Source organism: Providencia sp. PROV156, from assembly GCF_028480905.1.
Classification (GTDB): domain Bacteria; phylum Pseudomonadota; class Gammaproteobacteria; order Enterobacterales; family Enterobacteriaceae; genus Providencia; species Providencia hangzhouensis.
In genome coordinates this window covers 35,491-58,288 of the sequence record NZ_JAMPPE010000028.1, presented here as the reverse complement: position 1 = coordinate 58,288, position 22,798 = coordinate 35,491, and the positions used below count along the sequence as shown (strand labels likewise).

Below are 22,798 nucleotides of genomic sequence, written 5' to 3'. Positions count from 1 at the left end.
CAGGTTAAAAGATGACGAGGATTTTTAATTACAGTAAGACAGAAGATTAGTAATCGCACTCGAAATATGCTTTTGACGGTGATAAATCAAATATAGCGTTCTTTCTAAATGAAGTTCGTCTATTTTTAATTCGACTAGAGAGCCATTTTCTAATTGTTCTTCGATCACTCGACGTGATAAACAGCTTATACCTATTCCGTAACGAACTGCATGCTTGATAGCTTCTGAATTTCCTAGCTCCATCAAAATATGAAAACCCGGAAGATGTGCAAATAATAGTTGGTCAAGGACATCCCGTGTACCTGAACCTCTTTCACGTAAAATCCAAGGCGCATCACGCAAATCTTTTAAAGAGACTTTTTTATTCGCTAATGGGTTTTGGGGGGAAACAAAAATAACGAGCTCATCTTTTAACCATGCTTTAGAAATTAATTCAGGGCTATGACAAACACCTTCAATTAACCCAACATCCGCCCTAAATTCCATGACTGCCTTAATAATTTCTTCTGTATTACTAATAAAAAGCTCTAAAGGAATATCAGGGTGGTCATGACGATACCCCGCTAAGACTTCGGGTAAAATATAATTACCAATCGTTGTACTGGCAGCAAGACGCACGGCGCCCATCTCTTTTTTAAAGAGTTGCTCAACTTCTAACCCTTGCTCTAATAACGCTAACGCTTTGGGATATAAAAGCCTTCCGTGCTCATTAGTAACAAGTCGTTTACCCACACGGTCAAATAATTGAACGCCTAATTGACCTTCTAAATCCGTTAGCGACGCACTGACTGCAGATTGTGAAAGCGCTAATAACTGAGATGCTTGCGTCGTGGAGCCACTCTTTAATACTTCCGTAAAAACCTCAAGTTGCCTAAGTGTAATTCGCATAAAGGTAAGCCCCAACGTGATTTTTAGTATTTGTAATAATAATGTTAATATTAACGATTTATTTGCAATATTCCAGAAGAAACTTTCTAATCTATTTTAGTGGTAGATTATATGAAGACAATCAATTTAAATTATTATTGATTTTGTTATATCCTTATTACTAAATCTTATAAGCGGTAATAAAGAGCATTATCATGAATAAAAGTGACACCAGCCCCCTTGAGCGGAATAACCTAAATCCTATATTAAAACTGATACCCGGTATTATTTTAGCCGGTATTCTGACTGCTATTGCAATTTACCTAGGTGACCAACCCTGGTTTATGGATATCGGCTTAGGTGCATTAACCCTCGCAATCTTATTAGGAATTATTGTAGGGAATACTTTTTACCCCGTAGCCAGTCAATCTTGTGATGCCGGCATTAAATTTGCTAAGCACTATTTTCTCCGTGCGGGTATAATTTTGTATGGTTTTCGCCTTACTTTCCAACAAATTACGGATGTAGGTGCTACAGGGGTTATCATTGATGCCTTAACATTAACCTCAACTTTTTTATTAGCATATTGGCTAGGTAAAAAAGTGTTCGGTCTTGATGAAGAAACCACGTTATTGATTGGTGCAGGTAGTAGCATTTGTGGCGCAGCCGCAGTCATGGCTACTGAACCCGTGGTGAAAGCTTCTGCAAGTAAAGTTGCAGTTGCCGTATCAACGGTTGTTATCTTTGGGACTATTTGTATTTTTGTTTATCCTTGGATTTACCAGTTAAATGCGCACTTTGGCTGGTTTCCTGCAACAGAAGAAACTTTTGGGATTTATATCGGTTCAACAGTACATGAAGTTGCACAGGTTGTTGCAGCAGGCCACACTATTGGTACTGACGCAGAAAATGCCTCTGTCATCGCCAAAATGATCCGTGTAATGATGCTTGCGCCTTTTTTGATTATTTTATCGGCTTTCTTAAGCCGTAAAACAGCCGCAAACCAAACAACAAACACTCAGAAAAGTAAAATTACGATTCCTTGGTTCGCCGTATTTTTTATTGTTGTCGCAGGTTTCAATTCACTCAATTTACTGCCCCATGTATTCGTACAACAAATCATAGCCTTGGATACGATTTTACTGGCTATGGCAATGGTTGCTTTAGGGTTAACTACCCATGTTAGTGCTATTCGCCAAGCGGGTATTAAGCCATTACTGATGGCACTTATCCTGTTTGTTTGGTTGATTGTCGGTGGGCTCTTAATTAACATACTGATTCAAAGCATTTTTTAGCATATATTCTCCTCACTTTTAGCCACCTCAATGGGTGGCTTTTTTGTTGATTTCATTTATTTGCTTATTAATGGCATACTCCAACAAAAAGGAGTCAAAAATGAAATATATTGGAGCACATGTCAGCGCCTCTGGTGGGGTTGACCAAGCTGTTATTCGCGCACATGAAATCAATGCAACCGCTTTTGCTTTGTTCACAAAAAATCAGCGCCAATGGAAAGCTGCGCCACTAAGCGAAGACGTAATTAAGAAATTTAAAGATAACTGCAAAAAATATGGGTACGGTAAACACCAAATCCTTCCTCATGACAGCTATTTGATCAATTTAGGTCACCCCGAATTTGAGGCTCTAGAGAAATCTCGTGTCGCTTTTATCGATGAAATGCAGCGTTGTGAACAATTAGGTATTGATTTACTTAACTTTCACCCGGGTAGTCATTTAAAGAAAATTGAAATTGACGATTGTTTAGCTCGAATTGCTGAATCTATTAATATTGCGCTTGCTGAGACCGAAGGCGTGACCGCTGTAATTGAAAACACGGCGGGACAAGGCACTAACTTAGGCTTTGACTTTACGCATCTTGCAAAAATTATTGAACGGGTGAAAGATAAAAGCCGTGTAGGCGTTTGTATTGATACTTGCCACGCATTTGCCGCAGGTTATGACTTACGCACAGCCGAAGATTGTGACAACACATTTAGCCAATTTGCAGATATTGTTGGTTTTGAGTTTCTAAAGGGAATGCACCTTAATGATGCTAAAAGTGAATTTGCCAGTCGTGTTGACCGCCACCATAGTTTAGGTGAAGGGAATATTGGTTTTGTTCCATTCACGTATATTATGCAAGATAGCCGTTTCGATGGTATCCCCTTGATTTTAGAAACCATTAACCCCGATATTTGGCCACAAGAAATTGCATGGTTGAAAGCACAGCAAAGTAGCTAATTATTGGCTTTCTAATATAAAAACCCCCGCATTATCATGTGGGGGTCGTTTGAAATTCATTAACTATAACGATTTCATTTCAATTTTTGCCATCATATCCGCTAATTTGTTTCTATTTTTTAAACCGACATCTGGCTGAGAAACGGATAGTGCAGAAATTGCGGTCGCCATACGTAACGTATGCTCGCTGGACTCACCATTGAGTAACCCATAAGCTAGCCCTGCTACCATCGAGTCACCAGCCCCAACCGTGCTTATCACTTCACAATGTGGCGGTTTCGCCAGCCAAGAACCCGAAGCATTAACCCACAGAGCCCCTTCTTCTCCTAATGAAATAACAACATGAGAAATTCCTTTGTCTCTTAACTCATGCGCTGCGGCTACAACATCTTGTAAATCTGGCAGTTTTCGGCCAACCCAACTTTCTAACTCATGACGATTAGGTTTTACTAGCCATGGTGACGCTTTCAAACCTGCCTTTAAGGCTTCTCGGCTACTATCGAAAATAATACATGGACATAATTGGCGAAGGCGAGTCATCCAACGAGTGAATTCTTCTGGGTCAATACCACTTGGTAAACTTCCGCTGACAACGACCATATCGAAATGGCCTAACCAATTAAGTGACTCTGTGGAGAAACGGTTCCAATCGTCTTTACTGACCTCAAAGCCTGAAAAGTTGAAATCCGTTGACTCCCCATTATTTTCCGTGAGTTTCACGTTAATCCGTGTACGCCCTGGCACCATACTAAAACGGTTCGCCATGCCATTTTCACTGAAAAAATGTTGAAACTCTTCTTGGTTATCCTTTCCCATAAAACCACTAACAGTGATATCAATACCTAAGTCACGGAGCACTTTTGCGACATTGACACCTTTACCACCCGCGTTGAGGCTAGCGGTTTTGACTAAATTGACTTCACCAACTTCGATAGTAGAGCATAAGCCCACAAGGTCGTAAGCAGGATTTAATGTAATTGTAGCAACCCGGCGAGTCATAACCACTAATCTCCCTTATCATGATTATCGTGTCTTTAAATTTAATTATAGTTATAACATTAAAGCATATTGTTTTCAGTGATATTTGTACTTTTTCCTGCTTGTTTTTCTACAAGATTATGTCAGGATCAGCGCGCTGAAAAATAAAATAATAAGGAGAATATATGTCTCAGCATACTCATGTCGTCGCCGGTGTTGGTGTTCTAATCACTAATAAACAGGGACAAATTTTGATGGGCAAACGCAGTAGTAAACATGCGCCCTATTGGTCCATTTTCGGGGGACATGTGGACCCTGGTGAGTCCTTTGAAGATTGTGCCATTCGTGAAATAAAAGAAGAAATTGGTATTGATATCCAAGCTCCGACTGTTTTTGGTATCAGCAATAATTTACAGACTTATCAACAAGAAGGTAAACATACCGTTTCTATTTGTATGCATGTTGAATATAACGGTGAGGTTGAACCTCGAATTATGGAAGCAGATAAATGTGAAAACTTAATGTGGGTTTCACCTGATAAGCTCCCAGAGCCTCATTTTGAAGCTAGCCGCAATGCTGTTGACCTCTGGCTTACACAACGTTTCTATCACCACAAAGCCTAATCAAGTGTAAACGTACAACATCCTCTTTTTGTACGTTTATCATCCATCCCTTTCTAATTACTCATTTTTCCCTATTTTATTCCATTTACTATATTTACAATACTGCACTCTTACCGTATCATTTAGCTAGTACAGTGAAACGATATATTTAGGAGCCACCATGGCTATTGATGGAACAACACAACAAAAAAATCCTTCTATATTAGGAGGTGCGATGATCATTGCCGGTACTGCGGTAGGTGCGGGTATGTTTTCAATTCCTATGGTGACTTCCGGCGTATGGTTCACAGGCTCTGTCATACTGTTAATTTATACCTTTATTTGCATGTTACTTTCTGGGTTAATGATTTTAGAAGCCAATATGAATTACCCAGCTGGCGCCAGTTTCCATACTATGGTCAAAGACTTATTAGGCACGACATGGAATTCTATTAACAGTTTATCCGTTACTTTTGTGCTTTATATTCTTACTTACGCCTATATTTCTGCAGGAAGCTCTATCATCACCGCGAATTTGTCAGAAAAAATACAAATACCACAAGCGGGTGCAGGCTTTATTTTTGCATTTATTGTGGCTTTTTTTGTGTGGCTTTCTACTCGTGCTGTCGATAGGTTAAGTACCATTTTAATTGGCGGGATGGTCATCACCTTTATTATGTCAATCGGTGGAATGATTTCAACCGCATCACCAGCTATCCTATTCAACCAAACTGAGCATGGTGAAAGCCAATATCTTCCTTATGCCTTAGCCGCATTACCCTATTTATTAACCTCATTTGGTTATCACGGTAATGTTCCTGGATTAGTTAAATATTATAATAAAGATAGCCGTAGTGTTGTTAAGAGCCTAGTGTATGGGGCCACCATTACCGTGGTTATCTATATTTTGTGGCAGTATGCGATCCAAGGAAATATTCCAAGAATGTCATTTATTGAAATCAGAGAAAATGGCAACAATATTGATGCATTACTGGCTCAAATGAATATTTCTACCCAGAGCAGCTTTATATCTCAATTTTTGAACCTGTTTTCTTATATGGCTCTAGCGAGTTCTTTCTTAGGCGTGTCTTTAGGGTTATTTGATTTTATTGCTGATTTTTTCAAATTTGCAGATAACAAATTTGGGCGCCTTAAATCTGTCTTAGTCACTTTTTTACCACCAACAATACTCGCACTGATTTTTCCTAATGGGTTTATTTATGCGATTGGTTTTGCAGGGTTGGCAGCTACTATTTGGGCAGTCATTGTCCCTGCGCTGATGGCGAAAGCAAGTCGTAAACGTTACCCTAACAACAGCTACAAAGCACCAGGTGGGAGCTTTATTATTGGCTTTGTGATCCTCTTTGGATTAATTAATGCGGTTGCTCATTTATTGTCACTATCTGGCTTACTACCTATTTATTAACCCTTTCAGTGTGGATATCGCCCTCTGGTTATATCCACACTGATATGCCACCTAAAAATTTTTCACTGAAAATTGACTTCAGCATCTTGCCTAATTCTTTATCTGCGAGTAATTTTGTCGCACTCTTTTTGACAACCCTAAAGAAGGTTATTTATGGCCAAGGCCAACGAAATCAAACGTGGTTTAGCAATTAACTACAATGGCAAATTATTACTTGTAAAAGACATTGATATTCAAGCACCTAGTGCTCGTGGAGCGAGTACATTATATAAAATGCGCTTTACTGATATCAAAACGGGCCAGAAAGTTGAAGAGCGTTTCAAAGGCGATGATATTTTAGAAACAATTTCCCTAACCCGTCGTGGAGTGAGCTTTTCTTATATTGATGGTGATGAATATGTCTTTATGGACAATGAAGACTATACTCCCTACCTTTTCAAAAAAGCCGATATTGAAGAAGAATTACTTTTCATTCCTGAAGAAGGGTTACCAGGAATGCAAGTGTTAACAATGGATGGGCAAGTTCTTGCTTTAGAGTTACCGCAAACGGTTGATATGGTCATTATTGAGACAACCCCAGCAATTAAAGGGGCTTCGGCTAGCGCACGAACTAAGCCTGCAACGATGGCTACAGGGTTAACAGTTCAAGTTCCTGAATATTTAACAACCGGTGAAAAAATTCGTATTCATATCGCTGAGCGTCGTTATATGGGTCGTTGTGATTAATTTCTGCTTTTGATTTGAAAGAAATAAGCCTTTATATGCCTATGAATTTATTGTTCATAGGCATATGTCATTAAAATTAAACATTGCATACCTTTTCATCTTAGTTTGCTATATTCAATTTGTGTTCGTCTCAAAATTAATCGTATTTTATTGTGTAAATACCTAGGGTTTTATCTTTATTAATCCAGTTGAATTGTTGAGTACCTTTTTGATTCGGAAGCAACATTTCTTGATTCTTTAGTTTACGAATATCTGCAGATGCGGTTTCCAATTTACCACTATCATTCCAGCATTTGGTTTCTACTTTATTCGCATTGGCTTCGACAATACAAGGCGCTGCTACAATAGCTCCAGTAAATCGAATAACGCCTGTATTGCTGCGTTTTACCTCACTGTTTTCAGATGCAAATACTGAAAAGCTTGAGTTCAATGCTGTTACTGCTAAAAAAGCCATTACCATTTTTTTTACTGAGCTATTCATAACGAAATTCCCGTTTAAAATTATGTTATCGTCACTTCCTGTAATTTATTTACAGTTAAAGTATTTATTTGGCTGAATTGCCTGAGGACGACATACTAATTCCAAAGGGATATTAATAATTTCATTTATAGCCGTAGTTTTTTATTTTTTGTTTTATTATTTATCAAAACAAAATATATGACTTGCCTCACACTTAATTAACCACACAAAATGCAACACTTTATAAATATAATCTATTAGCATTGGTCAATTAATTTATAAAAATCGTCGCTATGCCATTTTAGGTATATCTATATATCAAACACCTTAAATTTGTTAAAAAAAGTGTTTATTATCATGAATATGAACTTAGATAAAAAAATTTTATTACCTTCTGAAAACTTGATCGCATCAGGCAGGCAACGTGCTTGTTATCAGCATCCCGAGTATAATCACCTATGTGTAAAAGTTCATTTAAGTGGGCGAGATGATAAAGAAACATTAAGAGAGGTTCGCTATTATAAACGCTTGTATAAAAAGAATCTTACCGTAAAAACGATTTCTCATTACTATGGCACCCAGCAAACTGATCGGGGGCTAGGATATGTGTTCCAATTAATCAAAGATAAGACAGGGAATGTTTCAAATACCTTAGATTATTATCTTAAAAATAAACAAGTTTTTTTAAAACATAAAAAAAACATGAAAATTGCTTATGAGCAATTTAAAAAGAACATATACAAAGAGGCTATTACCACGATGGCGCTCAAAACTTATAACATCGTTTATCAACTAGGCTATAAACCTTATGGTCAATTTATTATTATAGATAACCTTGGCTCATCTAACCTAATCCCCATTGATTATTTCTCAACTAGAATTGCTCGTTCCACCCTAAATCGCCGGTTTGCTGATTTCGAACAACGACTTTATCGTGGCTATAATCTTAAGATATAGACACATTCCTCGCCCCCTATTTTGCTGTCACCATTAAATATCTAGTTATATTGACGTATTATTAGAGTTGCTCTAACAATACATTGGTTATGAATGGTTATGGTAGAATGCTACTCACTAGTCGATATTAATATTGTGGAGAATTACTAATAAATACAACCAGAAAATACTGATATACATACAGTACTTTTATTTTTTAAATTATTTTCTGAGTGTTTTTTATTCTAATGGACTTTCTTAACAAGAATTAAACTGTTTATTTGAGTACAAACACACTCCCTCTAAATAAAAACTTAAACTTCTTTACACTTCTAGTTTGAAAAGTCCTTAATTATGCAAATTCACTGAAATAACACATAGAAAAGTGTGATTTAGTTCATATTTTACTAGTTAAAAATACCATCTTTATAAGTAATATCCTTCATTGTAGACAATTGTCACATAAACCAATGGCAAATAGGCACTTTTATCTAATGTTTTGTAAATTTCACCCCTATTAACTCGCCATTTTGCTTTTGTTTATGTATGCTCTTAAAGGTTTGATTTGGTACTACTACGATGCTGAATCTTCTAAACAAAAAAATGTAAAGAATGTCTTAGTAAATTTAGTAAATATTGACTTATCTCCTATACTCAATAAGTCATTAAATATGACTAGTACATTCGAAGTTTAGTGGTACTACGATAAACACTTTCTGCGAAAAACACAGTTTTGCCATCTATAATGCGTTTTTCACAGGGATAAGTTTAGTTTTTTTGTGTCTTTTTACACAATAAAGTACTAAAAAGAAAAATGGTAAGGGATATATATAAGAATGCTAACCTCTGAAAAACTTAAGCGCTATGCTTGGCGCATTGTTCCGGCAATTGCAATCGCCGTAACGCTCACAGCATGTACCAACCCAAAGTCAGCTAAAAACACACAATATACTGCTAAATCAGATACTCGTATGCTAAATGGTTCTGCGGGTGACTCGTTGACGATGGCATCTCAAGATGAATTCGAAGAGTTAGTACAAAGTGTTGATACTAAATCTAAAATAATGGATCAATACGCAAGCTGGAAAGGCGTAGCTTATCGTCTTGGCGGCACAACAAAGAAAGGTGTTGATTGCTCAAGCTTCGTACAGAGAACATTTCTTGAACAATTTGGTGTTGAACTCCCTCGTACGACCTCTGAACAAGAATCCTCCGGCAAAAGCGTAAAACGTAATAATCTAAAAGTCGGTGATATTGTTTTATTTAAAACAGGCCGTACTATGAAGCATGTTGGCATTTATATTGGTGACCAAAAATTTGTCCATGCATCAACCAGTAGTGGTGTTATCGTTTCTGAAATGACTAACTCATACTGGAGCAAAAGATATTATGCCAGCAGGCGCATTATTAATGGCTCATAAGTTTTTATAATATCCTATATCCCTTCCCAATAAAAAAGCTTCCATTTGATGGAAGCTTTTTTATTGGGAATTTTTTGACTAAACTTAGTGATAGCTATTTGATTTTTAGGTAAAAAACAACTAAAACACCAAGCCCACCTCGCGATAATACTCATTCAAAAACAAGCTTTAAACACGTAACCGAATAAAACCTGTAACTAAAATAATAATAAGTAATCAAGCCACTATAATAACTAATAAAATATTAAATATACTCAAAACTAAGCACTATAAAAACCAGAAGAAAGTTCTGCAATAGCAACGCCAGAGGCTTTTAAACGGCACATAGCTGCCAACTCATCATTAGCATGAATAAATAGGCAAATTTCTTTTTGCCACTCTAAGATCGCGTTGGCAATCTGCATATCTGATAATGATTCAGACAATTGTTGCATTGCAATACAATCTGTCGCACAGTCATGGCTAAGTAATTTCAGCCCCACAAGCTTATCGCTATCGGCATCATTCATAGGTACAACTTCAACATCCGTACCTATTTTGCCTGATAACCAGCGGTAGCTTTGCGGTAGCCTGTGCACCACCGAAAGACCTAATTTTTCCACAAAGATATCCTATTGATACATTCTAGTATTTTGCCAAGTATTGATATTTAATTTCTTACTTGACCTAACATGGGCTTAAGCCACTCATTCATCGTTCAAACCGAACTTTAAGTTATCCAAAAAGTAACATGAATGTTAAATATCGAATCTTAAATATAACATTAAAAAAACAAAATGTCGTTAAATTTTTGTGACATAAATCATTGCATATTCATTTTAATAGCAAATATCTTAAAATATAAACTAATTTTGATCGCTACATCCTAACATCTTGCATAAAACACTTAACTTTTTTTTACATTTGTGAAAAGAAAATAGTAAAAAACAGTTTATTTTTGAAGTAAATCCAAATTTTTATTAATGAATAATGTTGCAATGCATATCAAATCACAAAACATAAATTTAACAAATTCAGCTGTAATGATAATTGATTTAGATCATTTTTCACTAAAGATTATTAATACCACTGCGTTATCACTCGATTTTATCGAGCAATCACTTTTATCTCTAATAGATAAATGAATTATATGGGAAAGTAACTAGAACAAACTTTGATTAGTCCGTTATAAATAATGAAGAAGAGAATTGAGTGTTCTCAGTTTCATCCATGAAACTTGAAAACATATGATTTATTTTGTTTTTTTGGCTAGTAAAACAAATAACATTGAGAGCGCCACGCAAGCAACCATAGAGCCGACCATTGGCCATGCGCTCTGAGCAGGTATTAGTGATAACAAAGTTCCAACGAGTGCGCCAATTGAAAACCTTATTGTTCCTGCCAATGAAGAAACGGTTCCTGCAATATGTGGATAATTATCCAAGATCACTGCCATTGCGTTAGAAGTGATCATCGCTATTCCACTAACATAGATTGCAACACCGATAACCAATGTCCAAAAATCTAATGTAAATGCCGTTGTCACAAGCAACCACACGCCCATCACAAATTGGATAATAATACCAAAGTAAAGCATTTTCTCCGCGCCAAAATGCCTTACATAACGGCTATTAATGGTCGTCATAATAAACAGGAAGATGATATTGATACCAAAGTAGTAGCCGAAATTCTGTGGAGATACCCCATTTAAATCGATATACACAAAAGCGCCTGCATTTAAGAACGAAAACATTCCTGCAAAAGAAAATGAGCTCGCTAATATATAGAACAATACTTGTTTTGCTCTAAATAAAGTCGCAAATTGCCTTAATGTTGTTCCAACATGAAATTTTTGCCTTTTGGCAACGGGGAGTGTTTCCCGCACAAAACAGCTCACTAAAATAACAGCGATAACCGCAGCAATAGCGATGCTCCAAAAAATTGCATGCCATGAGAACCAGCGCATTAGCTCTCCCCCTAAAATAGGGGCTAATAACGGTGCGATTGTCATCACTAAGACAACAAAAGACATACTTCTTGAGAATTCATCACGGGTAAACATATCCCGCATAAGTGCATTAATCACAACACTTGCAGCTGCCGCGGCAAAACCATGTAAAAAACGCAACCAAATCAGTGAGTCAATCGATTCAGTGATAGCACAAGCCGCTGAAGCAATTGCAAAAACAACGACTCCACCCAAGATAACAGGTTTACGACCAATGCTATCTGCCATCGGCCCATAAAATAATTGCCCTATAGCAAAACCAAAAATGTAGCTATTGAGCGTCATTTGAATGCGCCCTTCATCTACATTAAAATAATGCATCATCGTCGGAAAGCTTGGTAGGTACATGTCGATGGCCAACGGCATTAACATCGATAATAAACCTAGAATTAGTATCAGCCCCAAATAGGATGAACGCTGCTGTTGCACTCTTTAAACTCCTGCTATTTATTTACGTGGTACGTTAATACTGTTGATCTCTTCTTCCGTCAGTGGACGGTATTCTCCGGGCTCAAGAGTCTCATCGAGCCAAATTTCACCAACGCGTTCACGATGTAACCCACAAACATGGTTCCCCACCGCAGCAAACATGCGTTTCACTTGATGATAACGCCCTTCACTAATCGTCAACCTGACATCTCTAGGGCTGATAATTTCCAGTTTTGCTGGTTTAGTTAGGTGTTTTTCCCCGTTAAGCATAACGCCCTGAGCAAACTGCTCGGCAACATCATTGGCGATATCGTCACTCAATTGAACTCGGTATGTTTTTTCACAATGATGCTTCGGTGAAGTAATGCGATGTGACCACTGACCATCATCAGTTAATAAGACAAGCCCCGTTGTATCGATATCTAAACGCCCTGCTGAATGCAGTTTTTGTGCGAGAGGCTCATCAATAAAAAAAAGAATTGTTGGATGTGTTGGGTCATCTGTTGAGCAAATATAGCCTTGTGGCTTATGTAACATAAAATAACGCGGCCCAGTAACTTGCACGAGGACATTACCATCATAAGCGACTTCATGATCAATCGTAACTTGAAAGGCCCCTGACTTAACGATTTCATCATCAACCGTTACGAGCCCTGCGCGCAATTCTCGCGCTACCAAACTTCGGCTTATCCCTAATTGCTGGGACAAAAATTTATCCAGTCGCATAGATTCTCTTAACTTGATGGAATGCCAGCGAAGCGTACAATAACGCTCAACTGTCAGAATATAGAGTGAAAGGTTGTTGTGATTGCTATCACATAATTCATTATAACAATAACCCCTGTGAAGTGATAGTTTCACCGCAGCAACTTACATCTTTAGACAGAGTCATCGTTTTAAATTAAATTTAACGTCATTCACCTGATTTAATTACATAATACTGAATAATATGCCTTTTGTATTACGCCCTTACCAACAAGAAGCTGTCGATGCGACAGTTGATTATTTCCGCAAGCAGACTGCCCCTGCTGTGATTGTCTTACCAACAGGAGCAGGTAAAAGCTTAGTGATTGCCGAATTGGCTCGGCTTGCTCGCGGGCGAGTGTTGGTATTAGCCCATGTGAAAGAATTAGTTGAGCAGAACCATGCTAAGTACCTCGCATATGGCCTACAAGCCGATATATTTGCCGCAGGCCTGAACCGCAAAGAATCTCAAAGCAAAGTGGTTTTCGGTAGTGTGCAATCTGTTGCTCGCAATCTTAAGGCATTTGACGCTCATTTTTCCCTAGTGATTATTGATGAGTGTCACCGTATAAGTTTGAATGATAAGAGCCAATACCAACAAATTATTCAAGTTTTACAAGCTAATAACCCTTCATTACGTATTTTAGGATTAACAGCCACCCCTTACCGCCTTAACAGTGGCTGGATTTACCAATACCATTACCATGGCATGGTACGTGGTGATGAAAATTGTTTTTTCCGAGAGTGTATTTATGAACTCCCCCTACACTATATGATTAAAAACAAATTCTTAGTTCCACCTGAACGCTTAGACATGCCTGTTTTACAATATGATTTTAGCCAAGTTTCACTAACATCATCGGGTATTTTTAACGAACAAGAACTTAATTTGTCATTAAAAAAACAACAACGCATTACGCCTAAAATTATTGAGCAAGTTATTGAATATGCAACACCGTTACAAGGCTGCATGATCTTTGCTGCGACGGTCGAGCATGCCAAAGAAATTCTGAGTTATCTACCGAAGAATAGTGCGGCATTAGTGACGGCTGAAACCCCAGCAATTGATAGGCAAGCAATTATTAAGCAATTTAAAAATAAAGAATTACATTATCTCGTTAACGTTTCAGTATTAACAACAGGGTTTGATGCGCCTCATGTCGATGTGATTGCTATTTTGCGGCCAACAGAGTCAGTCAGCTTATACCAACAGATTGTTGGCCGAGGATTACGCCTTTATGAGGGAAAAACACGCTGTTTAATCTTAGATTACGCAGGTAATCCACACGATTTATTTCGGCCTGAAGTGGGGTCAAGTCAACCAAATTCAACCAGTGTGCCTGTGCAAGTTTTTTGCCCATTATGCCAATTTGCGAATATTTTTTGGGGAAAATGTACCTCTGATGGGCAAATTATTGAACATTACGGCCGGCGCTGCCAAGGCTGGGAAGAAGATGAAAATAAGCAGAAAAAACAATGTGAATTTCGTTTTCGCTTTAAACAATGTCCACACTGTGGTGCAGAAAATGATATAGCGGCTCGTCGCTGTCAAAAATGCCAAGAAGTGCTTACCGACCCTGACGATATGCTAAAAGCCGCCTTAAAACTCAAAGATGCGTTAATTATTCGTTGTGGTGGTATGCAATTCATTACAGGGAGTGATAACAAAGGTGAATGGATTAAAATCAATTATTATGATGAAGATGGAACCTGTGTTTCAGAACGTTTTCGCCTAGCCACACCCGCACAAAAACGCGTGTTCGAATATCGTTTTTTACGTGAGCATCAGCGTGCCCCAGGTGTTCCGTTTAAGTGGAATAATGCAAATGATATATTAGTGCAACAATCTTTATTACGATATCCCCAATTTATTGTCGCGCGCAAAAAAGAACGCTTTTGGGAAATTCGAGAGAAAATCTTCGATTATCAAGGGCGTTTTCGCGTTGCTGCTCCCCTGTCATAACGCGAAAATGATCATAATGATTGCTGGATGGCCGATTTTTCGTTAAAATGCCGCCCGCCTTCCGATATCTTGTTCTCTGAATGGATTATCCTAGGCCAAATCTCGAACCTGCTGCTGGGTCGCCTGTAGCAGGAATTTATATTTTCTTTTTATAGAGAAATAGTAATGTTAACTATCAATGCAATTGAACGTAAAGAGCAGGGTAAGGGTGCGAGCCGCCGCCTGCGCAGAGATAACCAGCTTCCAGCTATCGTTTACGGTGGCAACCAAGAAGCTATCTCTGTAACTCTTAACCACGATGAAATCATCAACCAAGAAAGCAAAGCAGAATTTTACGAAGTTCTGAATCTGGTTATCGATGGTAAAGAAACAAAAGTAAAAGTTCAGGCTGTTCAACGTCACCCATTTAAGCCAAAAGTGACGCACATTGACTTCCTGCGCGCTTAATTAAAGCCCACAGCCGAGCTTTAGAAATTTTCGGGACGCCGAGTAAATAACGCCGCAATTGCGGCGTTATTTATTTCTACCTCTTCAACACCACAACCTATTTAGTACCACGGCGTTGTAATTGATCACGCAAATTAGGTGGTGTACCACGAATGGTTAACGTATCAGTGACAGGGTCCCAAAAGATACGCTCCCCCATGAGCATCGCATCAAAGCTAATCGTGATCCCGCCACCACTCCCCGAAAACTTCGTTAATTGCTTTAACGTTCCTCTATCGGCAGGGAAACTTTCTTCGAGTTGATAATCATTTTGGCGAGCGAAATCGTCAAAGCTTTGTTCTTCAACCATTGGCAGCTCTTTTGCCAACGCCTGCAGCTCAATTTCCTCTCCAGACTGTAATTGTTCTGTGCAATAACTATGTACTTGCTGGCGATAAGCTTGGCGCGTATTTTTGTCCATTTGTGCATTGTCACAAAAATCATCAAGTGCCTGAACCAAGCCTTTATTCTGAACTTTTGCGTTTAACCCTTCAGATGCAGCCAGAAAATCCATAAAGAAATCAGAAACTTTCCGCCCTACTCTACCTTTTAAGAAAGTTAAATAGCGTTTTGACTCAGGATTGGTCTCCCATTCGGTTAAATCAATACGTGCGACAATATCTGCATGAGGAATATCTAAATAATGTGTCGTGCCTAAGTCCAATGATTCTGTGACAAACATGCTGTCACAACTATTGAGCACCGCAATTAATAAGTATTCGACCGCGAGGTAACGGTATTGACAAAAGAGAACCACGCCCCCTTCCGCAAAAGGATATTTGGCTAATTCATCTTTCAAGCGAACCGTCATCGCACGGCTGAAACCTAAAAATTCTTCTTCGCCCTTACGCAATAACTTTAACGCATCAGCAAGTTCACTTTCTTCGTTAAATTCACCAAATGCTTTACTTTTAGCACTATAGACGCGGTGCAATTCTGCCATCATGTCTTGTACGACACCATCTGCTGTCAATAGAGAATCCCGCAACATCACCTCTAGGGTCTGCTCATCTCTTTTAATTAGCTGGTGTAAAGCTATCTGGTTAATTTCCAGACTCATTGTTGGCTCCTTCGTTATAGCGAAAATAATGTTGCGCGTATTCAAACATTGATATTATTCATCTGCAACAGAAACCATCATTTGTTCTATTTTTAGCCTGATTGCGCTGAACTAATACGCACTTTTCGAATCTGAATTAACATTATTCCCATTTAAACAAAAATTTGTTGCGAAGAAAGAAGAAAAACCAACTGTGATACGCTATGATATGTAGCTTTCATTAATTTAGGATGTCTCAATTTATGCCACAATCATCTCGCTATAGTGATGAAAAAGTTGAAGGTTTACTTTCTGACCTCGTGAGTGTGTTAGAAAAAAATCACACCCCTGTTGACCTTTCCCTCATGGTGTTAGGTAATATGGTAACGAATCTGCTGAATACGTCGGTTGCGCCTGCGCAACGTAAAATGATTGCAGAATCATTCGCAAATGCATTACTTTCTTCTGTTAAAGAAGATCAATCACACTAATTGATTAATGAAATAAACAGTATGGTCACCCACCTGCGCTACCGTGACAAAGTCTCTAACATGATTGGTTGGGGGCACTGGTTTGCACTATTCAATATACTGCTTAGCCTTGTGTTAAGTAGCAGCTATCTGTTTATTTTTGATTGGCCAGATACCTTAACTGGCCGAATTTATGCTTTCGTCAGTTGGTTAGGTCACTTTAGTTTTGTGGTCTTTGCGACTTACTTGCTAATTATTTTTCCACTGACCTTTATTGTTATGTCTCAGCGGTTGCTGAGGCTACTTTGTGTTGCCCTTGCAACGGCAGGAATAACACTATTAATCTTTGATATCCGTGTTTTTAGTCAATTCGGTTTGCATTTAACACCGCAAGTTTGGGACTTGGTCATCAACCCAACTAAGGGGGAAATGGCTCGTGAGTGGCAACTGATGTTTATCAGTATTCCCATTATCTTTCTTGTTGAAATGTTATTTGCGACTTGGAGTTGGCAAAAACTACGTAGTTTAAACCGCCAAACATTCGGCAAACCTCTGGCGGCTATTTTTATTGTGACTTTTATTATGTCACACCTGATGTATGCATGGGCCGATGCTAATTTTTATCGCCCTATCACCATGCAACGCTACAATTATCCATTGTCGCAACCCATGACAGCTCGCAAGCTACTTGATAGGTATGGCCTATTAGACTTAACCGAACATCAAAATCGTGTATTCCAACAAGGTAGCCCAACGGCACTTAAGTTAAACTACCCATTGAAACCTTTAAGTTATTATGACCAAGGCGCTGATTACAACTTATTATTGTTGGTCATTGATGATCTAGGGAATAAATCTCAACAAGATTCTATGGGGGCGTTAAACGAATTTAAAGAAATCAGTACGCAGTTTACGAATCACTACACAGCTGGGCTACGTAACGATACTGCGCTATTTGGCCTATTCTATGGTATTTCATCGACTTATTTCGATAATATTCTCAATGGCCGCCATCCATCAGCGCTAATTGAAGCCTTACAACATCAAGGGTATCAGTTTGGTTTATTCTCAACAGATGGCTTTAATTCTCCATTATTCAGACAAGCTATTTTAGCTGATTACTCATTACCTGCAAAAACTGCAGATAATGACAACTTAACCGTTACACAGTGGAATAACTGGCTAGATAACCTTAAGAACGGCTCGCCTTGGTTCTCTTTCCTGAATATTAAAGGAACACCAGGAAGTGCAAAAACGAATGAACAAATCAATCGCGTAATGGCTGCATTACAGCGTGATAATCGCTTGCAAAATACCATTGTTATTGTGACGGCAAATTATAATAACCAAGGAAAAGCAGAAAACGAATGGTTAGATGGTAAACGCTTCAACCGTGATAATATGCAGGTACCACTGTTTATTTATTGGCCAAACACACCTGCACAGCAGATAGATAAGCTAACAAGCCATCAAGATGTGATGACAACACTGATGCAGCGTTTATTACATGTCAGTAATCCACCTGATGATTACAGCCAAGGTGAAGATTTATTTAGTGTTAAACGTACTTACCCATGGGTGATCACGGGTGACAACGACGATGTTGTCATTACCACAGATAATACCACCCTCTACATGGATCAAAATGGCCAGTTTAATATCTACGATAAACAAGGTGCCATAGAACGAAATGAAAAACCTGATTTGGCTGAGTTGTTGAAAATCTTTACTGAATTAAAGCGTTTTAATGAAAATTAGTGCTTAAATATCAACCAGTCGCATCATAAGTCTATTGCTTTTAGAAGCAAATTGAGTAGTATTAATCAAAGTTCGGCATGTAGCGCAGCTTGGTAGCGCACCGTCATGGGGTGTCGGGGGTCGTAGGTTCAAATCCTATCATGCCGACCAACTTATTTTAAGAAAACCAACCACTTAAGGTTGGTTTTTTTGTGCATGAAATTTGCTTGGTGTAAAACTGGTGTAACTCTGGTGTAAAACCCCGTCATGATTACACAGGATTTTTACCTCTAATTACAGCAAGGCATCATTATCACCAAGGCCATATTGTTTACGTTCCGCTGCTTCCTGCTCTGCCCTTTCCGCTTCCTCAGCTGCACGTTTAGCTTCTTCTTGTGCTAATCGCTCTGCTTCTAGCTTAGCGAGTCTCTCAGCTTCAGCTTGCTTTTGATTGTAGATAGAGTTTGAAGGCATGTTTACACGCACATCAACCCAATGTCCTGTAGGAATATCGCAAGGTTCTCCGGGTGTTAATTCAACTTTGCCATTAAAGCCCGGTATTGATTCTTCGCCATCGATAGCATCACGTAAAAACTCAGGATAAAGCTTGAATCGCTCATACTGTATATTTTGCGGTAAATCATGCTGACGATAAGACGTGTATAGAACGATATCCCCGTCCTCATCGGGCTCAACAATACGGCCGTCAAAAGGGTGTGGTTTTCCTTTCTCCAGTACATCATAAAGCGCATACACAAGGGGAAGTTGATTAATACCGCATGGGATTGTGATACCGCCGTTAATACCCCCCCAACTCGCATCAGAGTGTAGTCCAAGAACGCCGTGAAGCTGGTAAATCCCTGTATGTAATTTTTTGAGTGTGACGCCTTCCGCTTCTTCATTTGGATCGACATCGTCAGCGAATACTCGAATAATCGGTGATGCGGCTTTTAAGTTTCCGTTTGAGTCTTTAGTTGTATTTTTTGTTGAGTAGAAAGTAACCTTATTAAACCACGATTCAGACGTAGTTTTACCATAATGAAATAAATCCCCCTCTGGTGTCATTCCTAATATGGCCTGTGGAGATGTTACTTGATTCCCTGACCATCGTTGATGAAATAGAAAGTTGTATTTGTTAACATTTGGTGGGTTCTTTGCACCGCCCCATGCATATAGTCCCGTGCTTCTTGAATTGAACATCAAAGGTAAGTCGAAGTTTTGCCCGCTCCCATACAACCCTTCCAAATTTATATTTACACCACCAAGACCACAATCACCAACTTGCATAAACGTTCCTGCTGTTTCAGGAATTGCATGGTCAAACCACGTTCCGTTTTTATTCCTCGACCTTATTTTTGCTATATCGCCTCTACTATCTAACTGCGCACCTACTCCACCAGCAGTATGTGCCGTTACTTGCCCACCAGATGTTTGAATTGCACCTGTAGCCGAAAGACCTCCCTCAACTGAACCACCTGTTTTATCAAACTTCCCATCTAGCTGCTTATCCATTTCAGCGAATGTTTTTGTTTTTAATGTCGTCCCGTCAGGTAATACAACTGTGATAATTCCCGTTTCTGTAAACATTCGATTCAAAACTTCACTAAATACTGCATTTGCATTGTTCATTGCAACTAGCTTGTTTGCAGCATCAGAAATAGAGTTCACCATTGTTGTTAATATTCTGTAACTCCCATTTTTTACTGCCGCTGGAGCCGCAAAAGATAATGTTAACTCAGTGTCACTTTGAATTGATGCGATACTGTTAATGTAAACTGTCGTTCCGTTTTGAATTAAAATAACTTGCTCTGCTGATACAAGTGAGTTGTTGTCTTTCCACTTTGTGTTTGTGCCGGTGGCTTTAGTGCTGTTTGCTGTTGTTGTGACTGTGCCTGTGTTGTACATAGGATTCTCCGAAATTTAGATACAAAAAAACCGCAATTAAGCGGCCTGTAGGTGTTCATTTGCTTATTTCATACAGTGGTGTTGTTTAAACTCATTTGCATCAGATTGCGTGATAACAAATAGCCCTTCACAAACTTCGTGTGTGACTGTTACAGGGGATTTGCACGCAGCAATAAGCACGACTATTCCTGCGAATATCGCATAATTAATTTTTTTCATATGGTTACCTATGGAAAAGGAAAATAATCTGCAGCGTCTAGAAAAATAGCGGGGGTTGCAGTTCGGGCTATCGTTTGATTGCCATGATAACCACGCTGTTGAGAAGTACTGGTTTGAAACAAACTGATTTGAGACTCACCTAAATTCCCTATATTCAGGTCTCGCCACCAGCCTAAACCACCATCACTGCTGAATATCTCCCCGACCTTTGTCGGTGTGTACATGGGCCGACGAATGGAATCAACGTTAATACCTGAACCTAGCGGTATTTGATTTCCCGGAACGGTAATAGGCCTAGTCATTACCCCCATCTGGGAGTTAAACGTCACTTTCCCCTCGAGGTTGCGGATTTTTAAGCCAAAACCCGAGGTGTTGAGTTGAGCTGGTTGCACGTTTGTAAAAGCAACAACCCAATACCACGCAGGTGAATACGCTGTAATGTTGGTGCTGTTTCGATTTCGGCTAACATACCGCCACCACTTTAATTCCTCCCAGCTTTGCACGTTAGATGCCTCTAGTCGGATAAATGATTTATTATCATCGGTGTAAAAGAAAAATACGGCATTCTCAATTGTTAACCCGGGGAAAGTATTACCGATATTAAATGCATCCGTAATATACACTTTGGCTTTATGAGTCGCATAGGCATAACCAAGAGGTGGGGTATTCTCAAGAAAAATAGAACTTCCCATCACTTTTAACCCAAAACCACTGGTCGATTTTTGGGATTCGATTGTCGGGAATGCAATAATTTTTACATAGTTGAGGTCATAATCCATCATCCCCATCACAGTGACTTTCCTGCCATTTGAGCTATAAGCGATTTTGTCCTTTGTCCCAGATACGTAGCGCCTATCGCCACTTTGTGTAAATGTCACCTCTGCTGCACTCAAAGAAACTACTTGAAACCCATATCCTTCAGGTATTTCATTGGGGCAATTCCATTTGTATGTTAGCCAACCACCATCTGGAGATAGACCGTCACTTCTTTTCACATAACGGGTCCAAAGATTTGTTGCTGGGGCTGTGCGTTCATTAAAAACAAACTCACTACCATCAGGATTGCGAATTTTCAATCCATACAGGTTATCAATCATAAGAACCACCCTAACTCTATGATGTATGTATTTTTATATTTAAAGTAATCCCCTTTGCTATTGCGAATGACAGAATAATCACCTTCGTTGCTATTCGTTTCAAATATCCCATTTTCCATATCAATGCGCATACCAGACTTGCCGGGCACGTAGTTTTTTGAACGCATATCCGTCCCCACAATGATTTTTTCAATTGTGGCCTTGTTAATAAACGCTTCATTGATAAACACCTGACCATTTTCGACAAAAAATACGGGCTCTAACTTGCCGCTCGATGGATTGAAAATACCGAAAGTATCAGCACTGAAGCCAATTTGAGTCACGACTTTACCGTTTTTAACGGTGGCTCCCATCATGAATTTGGCGTCATAATATTGGCCATTCCAATTAATGCCTGTCTTGATTGTATAAATCGCAGAGCCATTCCCTTTGTGATCGAAAACAGTTTGCCCACGCAGTTCAATTGCCGCTTTGTTATCGCCAATTTCTGATTTAATGAGTTCGTTAACCTCCGCTTGTGCTTTTTCATTATCAGAAACTGTTTTCTTGAGGGTGGTAATGCTTGAATTAACACTTTCAAACTGAGCCTCAATCTTTTCAAAGGATTGTGCATAGGCAAGACTATTGTTGGCGACCGTTTTATCAACACGCTCAATGGATGCTTTAGCACGTAAAAGTTCTGTGCCTTGCACGTTCTGCTGAGCAGACAATTGCATCGCCATTTCAGCTAAAGATGATTCAGCATCTGCATGCGTATTTTGGATATTTGCAATTGATGCATCATTATCTTCGAAGTGTGATTTGGCTTCCTCTTTTGCTTGAGTTAATGCTTTATCAGTGCTCGCGGTTGTTTGCTTTAACTCGTCGATACTTGCTTGAGTATCTTCATGCTGACTTTTCTGTGATTGCTGAATTTGAGTTGTCGTTTCTTCAAGTGTCGCGATAGATTTAGAATGCTCTGTCACGACTGCATTGATGTTTGACAGATCGTTTTTGTTATCAGCGATATCTTTCCCGAGTTCTGCACGCACTTGCTCAGTGTGCTCAGAAGCCGCTTTTTTATCA

The 22,798-nt window shown here is 38.9% G+C and carries 21 protein-coding genes, 1 tRNA gene and 1 pseudogene; 12 read left to right on the top strand and 11 right to left on the bottom strand.

What is annotated here, in order from left to right; all coding sequences use genetic code 11:
* Positions 1–24 precede the first annotated feature (24 nt).
* On the bottom strand, positions 25–888 hold the full coding sequence (yieE, locus tag PSF31_RS17835; RefSeq protein ID WP_096863849.1) for a DNA-binding transcriptional regulator YeiE: 864 nt from the start codon (positions 886–888) through the stop codon (positions 25–27).
* Positions 889–1,082: 194 nt separating this feature from the next.
* Here yieE and PSF31_RS17830 point away from each other — a divergent pair, with 194 nt between their 5' ends.
* Both PSF31_RS17830 and nfo read left to right on the top strand, forming a co-directional pair.
* Positions 1,083–2,162: a YeiH family protein gene (locus PSF31_RS17830; RefSeq protein WP_096863848.1), complete on the top strand. Its 1,080-nt coding sequence runs from the start codon at positions 1,083–1,085 to the stop codon at positions 2,160–2,162.
* A gap of 100 nt (positions 2,163–2,262) precedes the next feature.
* Positions 2,263–3,108 carry a deoxyribonuclease IV gene (gene nfo, locus PSF31_RS17825; RefSeq protein ID WP_036957604.1) on the top strand — a complete coding sequence of 282 codons (846 nt, stop codon included), beginning with the start codon at positions 2,263–2,265 and terminating at the stop codon, positions 3,106–3,108.
* Positions 3,109–3,171: 63 nt separating this feature from the next.
* Here the strand turns inward: nfo and fruK are convergent, their stop codons facing one another.
* Complete coding sequence (gene fruK, locus PSF31_RS17820) at positions 3,172–4,107, bottom strand: 1-phosphofructokinase (RefSeq protein WP_094960617.1); 936 nt, start codon at positions 4,105–4,107, stop codon at positions 3,172–3,174.
* Between the two features lie 164 nt (positions 4,108–4,271).
* On the opposite strand from fruK, the gene PSF31_RS17815 reads away from it, so the two are divergent.
* The 3 genes from PSF31_RS17815 (at position 4,272) to yeiP (ending at position 6,840) form a co-directional block, all read left to right on the top strand.
* A complete protein-coding gene (locus PSF31_RS17815) occupies positions 4,272–4,709 on the top strand; it encodes a nucleotide triphosphate diphosphatase NUDT15 (protein WP_096863847.1) in 438 nt (145 codons plus the stop codon).
* Between the two features lie 160 nt (positions 4,710–4,869).
* A complete protein-coding gene (gene mtr, locus PSF31_RS17810) occupies positions 4,870–6,114 on the top strand; it encodes a tryptophan permease (protein WP_096863846.1) in 1,245 nt (414 codons plus the stop codon).
* Between the two features lie 153 nt (positions 6,115–6,267).
* Complete coding sequence (yeiP, locus tag PSF31_RS17805) at positions 6,268–6,840, top strand: elongation factor P-like protein YeiP (protein ID WP_004253124.1); 573 nt, start codon at positions 6,268–6,270, stop codon at positions 6,838–6,840.
* Between the two features lie 136 nt (positions 6,841–6,976).
* On the opposite strand, the gene PSF31_RS17800 is transcribed toward yeiP, so the two are convergent.
* Positions 6,977–7,321: a hypothetical protein gene (locus PSF31_RS17800; protein ID WP_004253122.1), complete on the bottom strand. Its 345-nt coding sequence runs from the start codon at positions 7,319–7,321 to the stop codon at positions 6,977–6,979.
* Positions 7,322–7,657: 336 nt separating this feature from the next.
* On the opposite strand from PSF31_RS17800, the gene PSF31_RS17795 reads away from it, so the two are divergent.
* Together PSF31_RS17795 and mepS are read left to right on the top strand one after the other, a co-directional pair.
* Positions 7,658–8,257 carry a YrbL family protein gene (locus tag PSF31_RS17795; protein WP_096863844.1) on the top strand — a complete coding sequence of 200 codons (600 nt, stop codon included), beginning with the start codon at positions 7,658–7,660 and terminating at the stop codon, positions 8,255–8,257.
* An 815-nt stretch (positions 8,258–9,072) separates the two neighbouring features.
* Positions 9,073–9,657 carry a bifunctional murein DD-endopeptidase/murein LD-carboxypeptidase gene (gene mepS / locus PSF31_RS17790; RefSeq protein WP_004253117.1) on the top strand — a complete coding sequence of 195 codons (585 nt, stop codon included), beginning with the start codon at positions 9,073–9,075 and terminating at the stop codon, positions 9,655–9,657.
* A gap of 260 nt (positions 9,658–9,917) precedes the next feature.
* Here mepS and PSF31_RS17785 read toward each other — a convergent pair whose 3' ends face one another.
* From PSF31_RS17785 to rsuA, 3 genes are all read right to left on the bottom strand, one after another.
* Positions 9,918–10,259 carry a hypothetical protein gene (locus PSF31_RS17785; RefSeq protein ID WP_004260080.1) on the bottom strand — a complete coding sequence of 114 codons (342 nt, stop codon included), beginning with the start codon at positions 10,257–10,259 and terminating at the stop codon, positions 9,918–9,920.
* Positions 10,260–10,888: 629 nt separating this feature from the next.
* Entirely contained in the window at positions 10,889–12,073 is a 1,185-nt protein-coding gene (locus PSF31_RS17780; protein ID WP_036958095.1) for a Bcr/CflA family multidrug efflux MFS transporter, read from the bottom strand.
* Between the two features lie 18 nt (positions 12,074–12,091).
* Complete coding sequence (gene rsuA / locus PSF31_RS17775; protein ID WP_094960408.1) at positions 12,092–12,799, bottom strand: 16S rRNA pseudouridine(516) synthase RsuA; 708 nt, start codon at positions 12,797–12,799, stop codon at positions 12,092–12,094.
* Positions 12,800–13,022: 223 nt separating this feature from the next.
* Between rsuA and PSF31_RS17770 the strand changes: the two genes are divergently transcribed.
* Together PSF31_RS17770 and rplY are read left to right on the top strand one after the other, a co-directional pair.
* Positions 13,023–14,780: a DEAD/DEAH box helicase gene (locus PSF31_RS17770; RefSeq protein WP_004260062.1), complete on the top strand. Its 1,758-nt coding sequence runs from the start codon at positions 13,023–13,025 to the stop codon at positions 14,778–14,780.
* A gap of 165 nt (positions 14,781–14,945) precedes the next feature.
* Positions 14,946–15,227: a 50S ribosomal protein L25 gene (gene rplY, locus PSF31_RS17765; RefSeq protein WP_004260060.1), complete on the top strand. Its 282-nt coding sequence runs from the start codon at positions 14,946–14,948 to the stop codon at positions 15,225–15,227.
* Between the two features lie 97 nt (positions 15,228–15,324).
* Here rplY and yejK read toward each other — a convergent pair whose 3' ends face one another.
* Complete coding sequence (yejK, locus tag PSF31_RS17760; protein ID WP_004260056.1) at positions 15,325–16,326, bottom strand: nucleoid-associated protein YejK; 1,002 nt, start codon at positions 16,324–16,326, stop codon at positions 15,325–15,327.
* A 242-nt stretch (positions 16,327–16,568) separates the two neighbouring features.
* Here yejK and PSF31_RS17755 point away from each other — a divergent pair, with 242 nt between their 5' ends.
* The 3 genes from PSF31_RS17755 to PSF31_RS17745 all read left to right on the top strand — a co-directional run bounded on the left by PSF31_RS17755 (position 16,569) and on the right by PSF31_RS17745 (position 18,683).
* On the top strand, positions 16,569–16,796 hold the full coding sequence (locus PSF31_RS17755) for a YejL family protein (protein ID WP_004911940.1): 228 nt from the start codon (positions 16,569–16,571) through the stop codon (positions 16,794–16,796).
* 21 nt (positions 16,797–16,817) lie between these two features.
* Positions 16,818–18,533 carry an LPS biosynthesis-modulating metalloenzyme YejM gene (gene yejM / locus PSF31_RS17750; RefSeq protein WP_096863843.1) on the top strand — a complete coding sequence of 572 codons (1,716 nt, stop codon included), beginning with the start codon at positions 16,818–16,820 and terminating at the stop codon, positions 18,531–18,533.
* Between the two features lie 73 nt (positions 18,534–18,606).
* A tRNA-Pro gene (locus PSF31_RS17745) sits at positions 18,607–18,683 on the top strand.
* 123 nt (positions 18,684–18,806) lie between these two features.
* Here PSF31_RS17745 and PSF31_RS17740 read toward each other — a convergent pair.
* The 4 genes and pseudogenes from PSF31_RS17740 to PSF31_RS21130 all read right to left on the bottom strand — a co-directional run.
* Complete coding sequence (locus PSF31_RS17740; RefSeq protein ID WP_176489286.1) at positions 18,807–20,417, bottom strand: phage tail fiber protein; 1,611 nt, start codon at positions 20,415–20,417, stop codon at positions 18,807–18,809.
* 63 nt (positions 20,418–20,480) lie between these two features.
* Positions 20,481–20,636, bottom strand: coding sequence for a hypothetical protein (locus tag PSF31_RS17735; RefSeq protein ID WP_164561079.1), 156 nt, complete (start codon positions 20,634–20,636; stop codon positions 20,481–20,483).
* Between the two features lie 8 nt (positions 20,637–20,644).
* A complete protein-coding gene (locus PSF31_RS17730; RefSeq protein ID WP_096863842.1) occupies positions 20,645–21,733 on the bottom strand; it encodes a hypothetical protein in 1,089 nt (362 codons plus the stop codon).
* A pseudogene (locus tag PSF31_RS21130) lies at positions 21,730–22,185 on the bottom strand (DUF1983 domain-containing protein); the annotation flags it as partial. The gene PSF31_RS17730 and the pseudogene PSF31_RS21130, both read right to left, overlap by 4 nt.
* Positions 22,186–22,798 lie beyond the last annotated feature (613 nt).

What these genes read in the sequence shown, in the direction of transcription:
- yieE (WP_096863849.1), bottom strand. Translation starts at nt 888, where the DNA reads ATGCGAATTACACTTAGGCAACTTGAGGTTTTTACGGAAGTATTAAAG.
- PSF31_RS17830 (WP_096863848.1), top strand. Translation starts at nt 1,083, where the DNA reads ATGAATAAAAGTGACACCAGCCCCCTTGAGCGGAATAACCTAAATCCT.
- nfo (WP_036957604.1), top strand. Translation starts at nt 2,263, where the DNA reads ATGAAATATATTGGAGCACATGTCAGCGCCTCTGGTGGGGTTGACCAA.
- fruK (WP_094960617.1), bottom strand. Translation starts at nt 4,107, where the DNA reads ATGACTCGCCGGGTTGCTACAATTACATTAAATCCTGCTTACGACCTT.
- PSF31_RS17815 (WP_096863847.1), top strand. Translation starts at nt 4,272, where the DNA reads ATGTCTCAGCATACTCATGTCGTCGCCGGTGTTGGTGTTCTAATCACT.
- mtr (WP_096863846.1), top strand. Translation starts at nt 4,870, where the DNA reads ATGGCTATTGATGGAACAACACAACAAAAAAATCCTTCTATATTAGGA.
- yeiP (WP_004253124.1), top strand. Translation starts at nt 6,268, where the DNA reads ATGGCCAAGGCCAACGAAATCAAACGTGGTTTAGCAATTAACTACAAT.
- PSF31_RS17800 (WP_004253122.1), bottom strand. Translation starts at nt 7,321, where the DNA reads ATGAATAGCTCAGTAAAAAAAATGGTAATGGCTTTTTTAGCAGTAACA.
- PSF31_RS17795 (WP_096863844.1), top strand. Translation starts at nt 7,658, where the DNA reads ATGAATATGAACTTAGATAAAAAAATTTTATTACCTTCTGAAAACTTG.
- mepS (WP_004253117.1), top strand. Translation starts at nt 9,073, where the DNA reads ATGCTAACCTCTGAAAAACTTAAGCGCTATGCTTGGCGCATTGTTCCG.
- rsuA (WP_094960408.1), bottom strand. Translation starts at nt 12,799, where the DNA reads ATGCGACTGGATAAATTTTTGTCCCAGCAATTAGGGATAAGCCGAAGT.
- PSF31_RS17770 (WP_004260062.1), top strand. Translation starts at nt 13,023, where the DNA reads ATGCCTTTTGTATTACGCCCTTACCAACAAGAAGCTGTCGATGCGACA.
- rplY (WP_004260060.1), top strand. Translation starts at nt 14,946, where the DNA reads ATGTTAACTATCAATGCAATTGAACGTAAAGAGCAGGGTAAGGGTGCG.
- yejK (WP_004260056.1), bottom strand. Translation starts at nt 16,326, where the DNA reads ATGAGTCTGGAAATTAACCAGATAGCTTTACACCAGCTAATTAAAAGA.
- PSF31_RS17755 (WP_004911940.1), top strand. Translation starts at nt 16,569, where the DNA reads ATGCCACAATCATCTCGCTATAGTGATGAAAAAGTTGAAGGTTTACTT.
- yejM (WP_096863843.1), top strand. Translation starts at nt 16,818, where the DNA reads ATGGTCACCCACCTGCGCTACCGTGACAAAGTCTCTAACATGATTGGT.
- PSF31_RS17740 (WP_176489286.1), bottom strand. Translation starts at nt 20,417, where the DNA reads ATGTACAACACAGGCACAGTCACAACAACAGCAAACAGCACTAAAGCC.
- PSF31_RS17735 (WP_164561079.1), bottom strand. Translation starts at nt 20,636, where the DNA reads ATGAAAAAAATTAATTATGCGATATTCGCAGGAATAGTCGTGCTTATT.
- PSF31_RS17730 (WP_096863842.1), bottom strand. Translation starts at nt 21,733, where the DNA reads ATGATTGATAACCTGTATGGATTGAAAATTCGCAATCCTGATGGTAGT.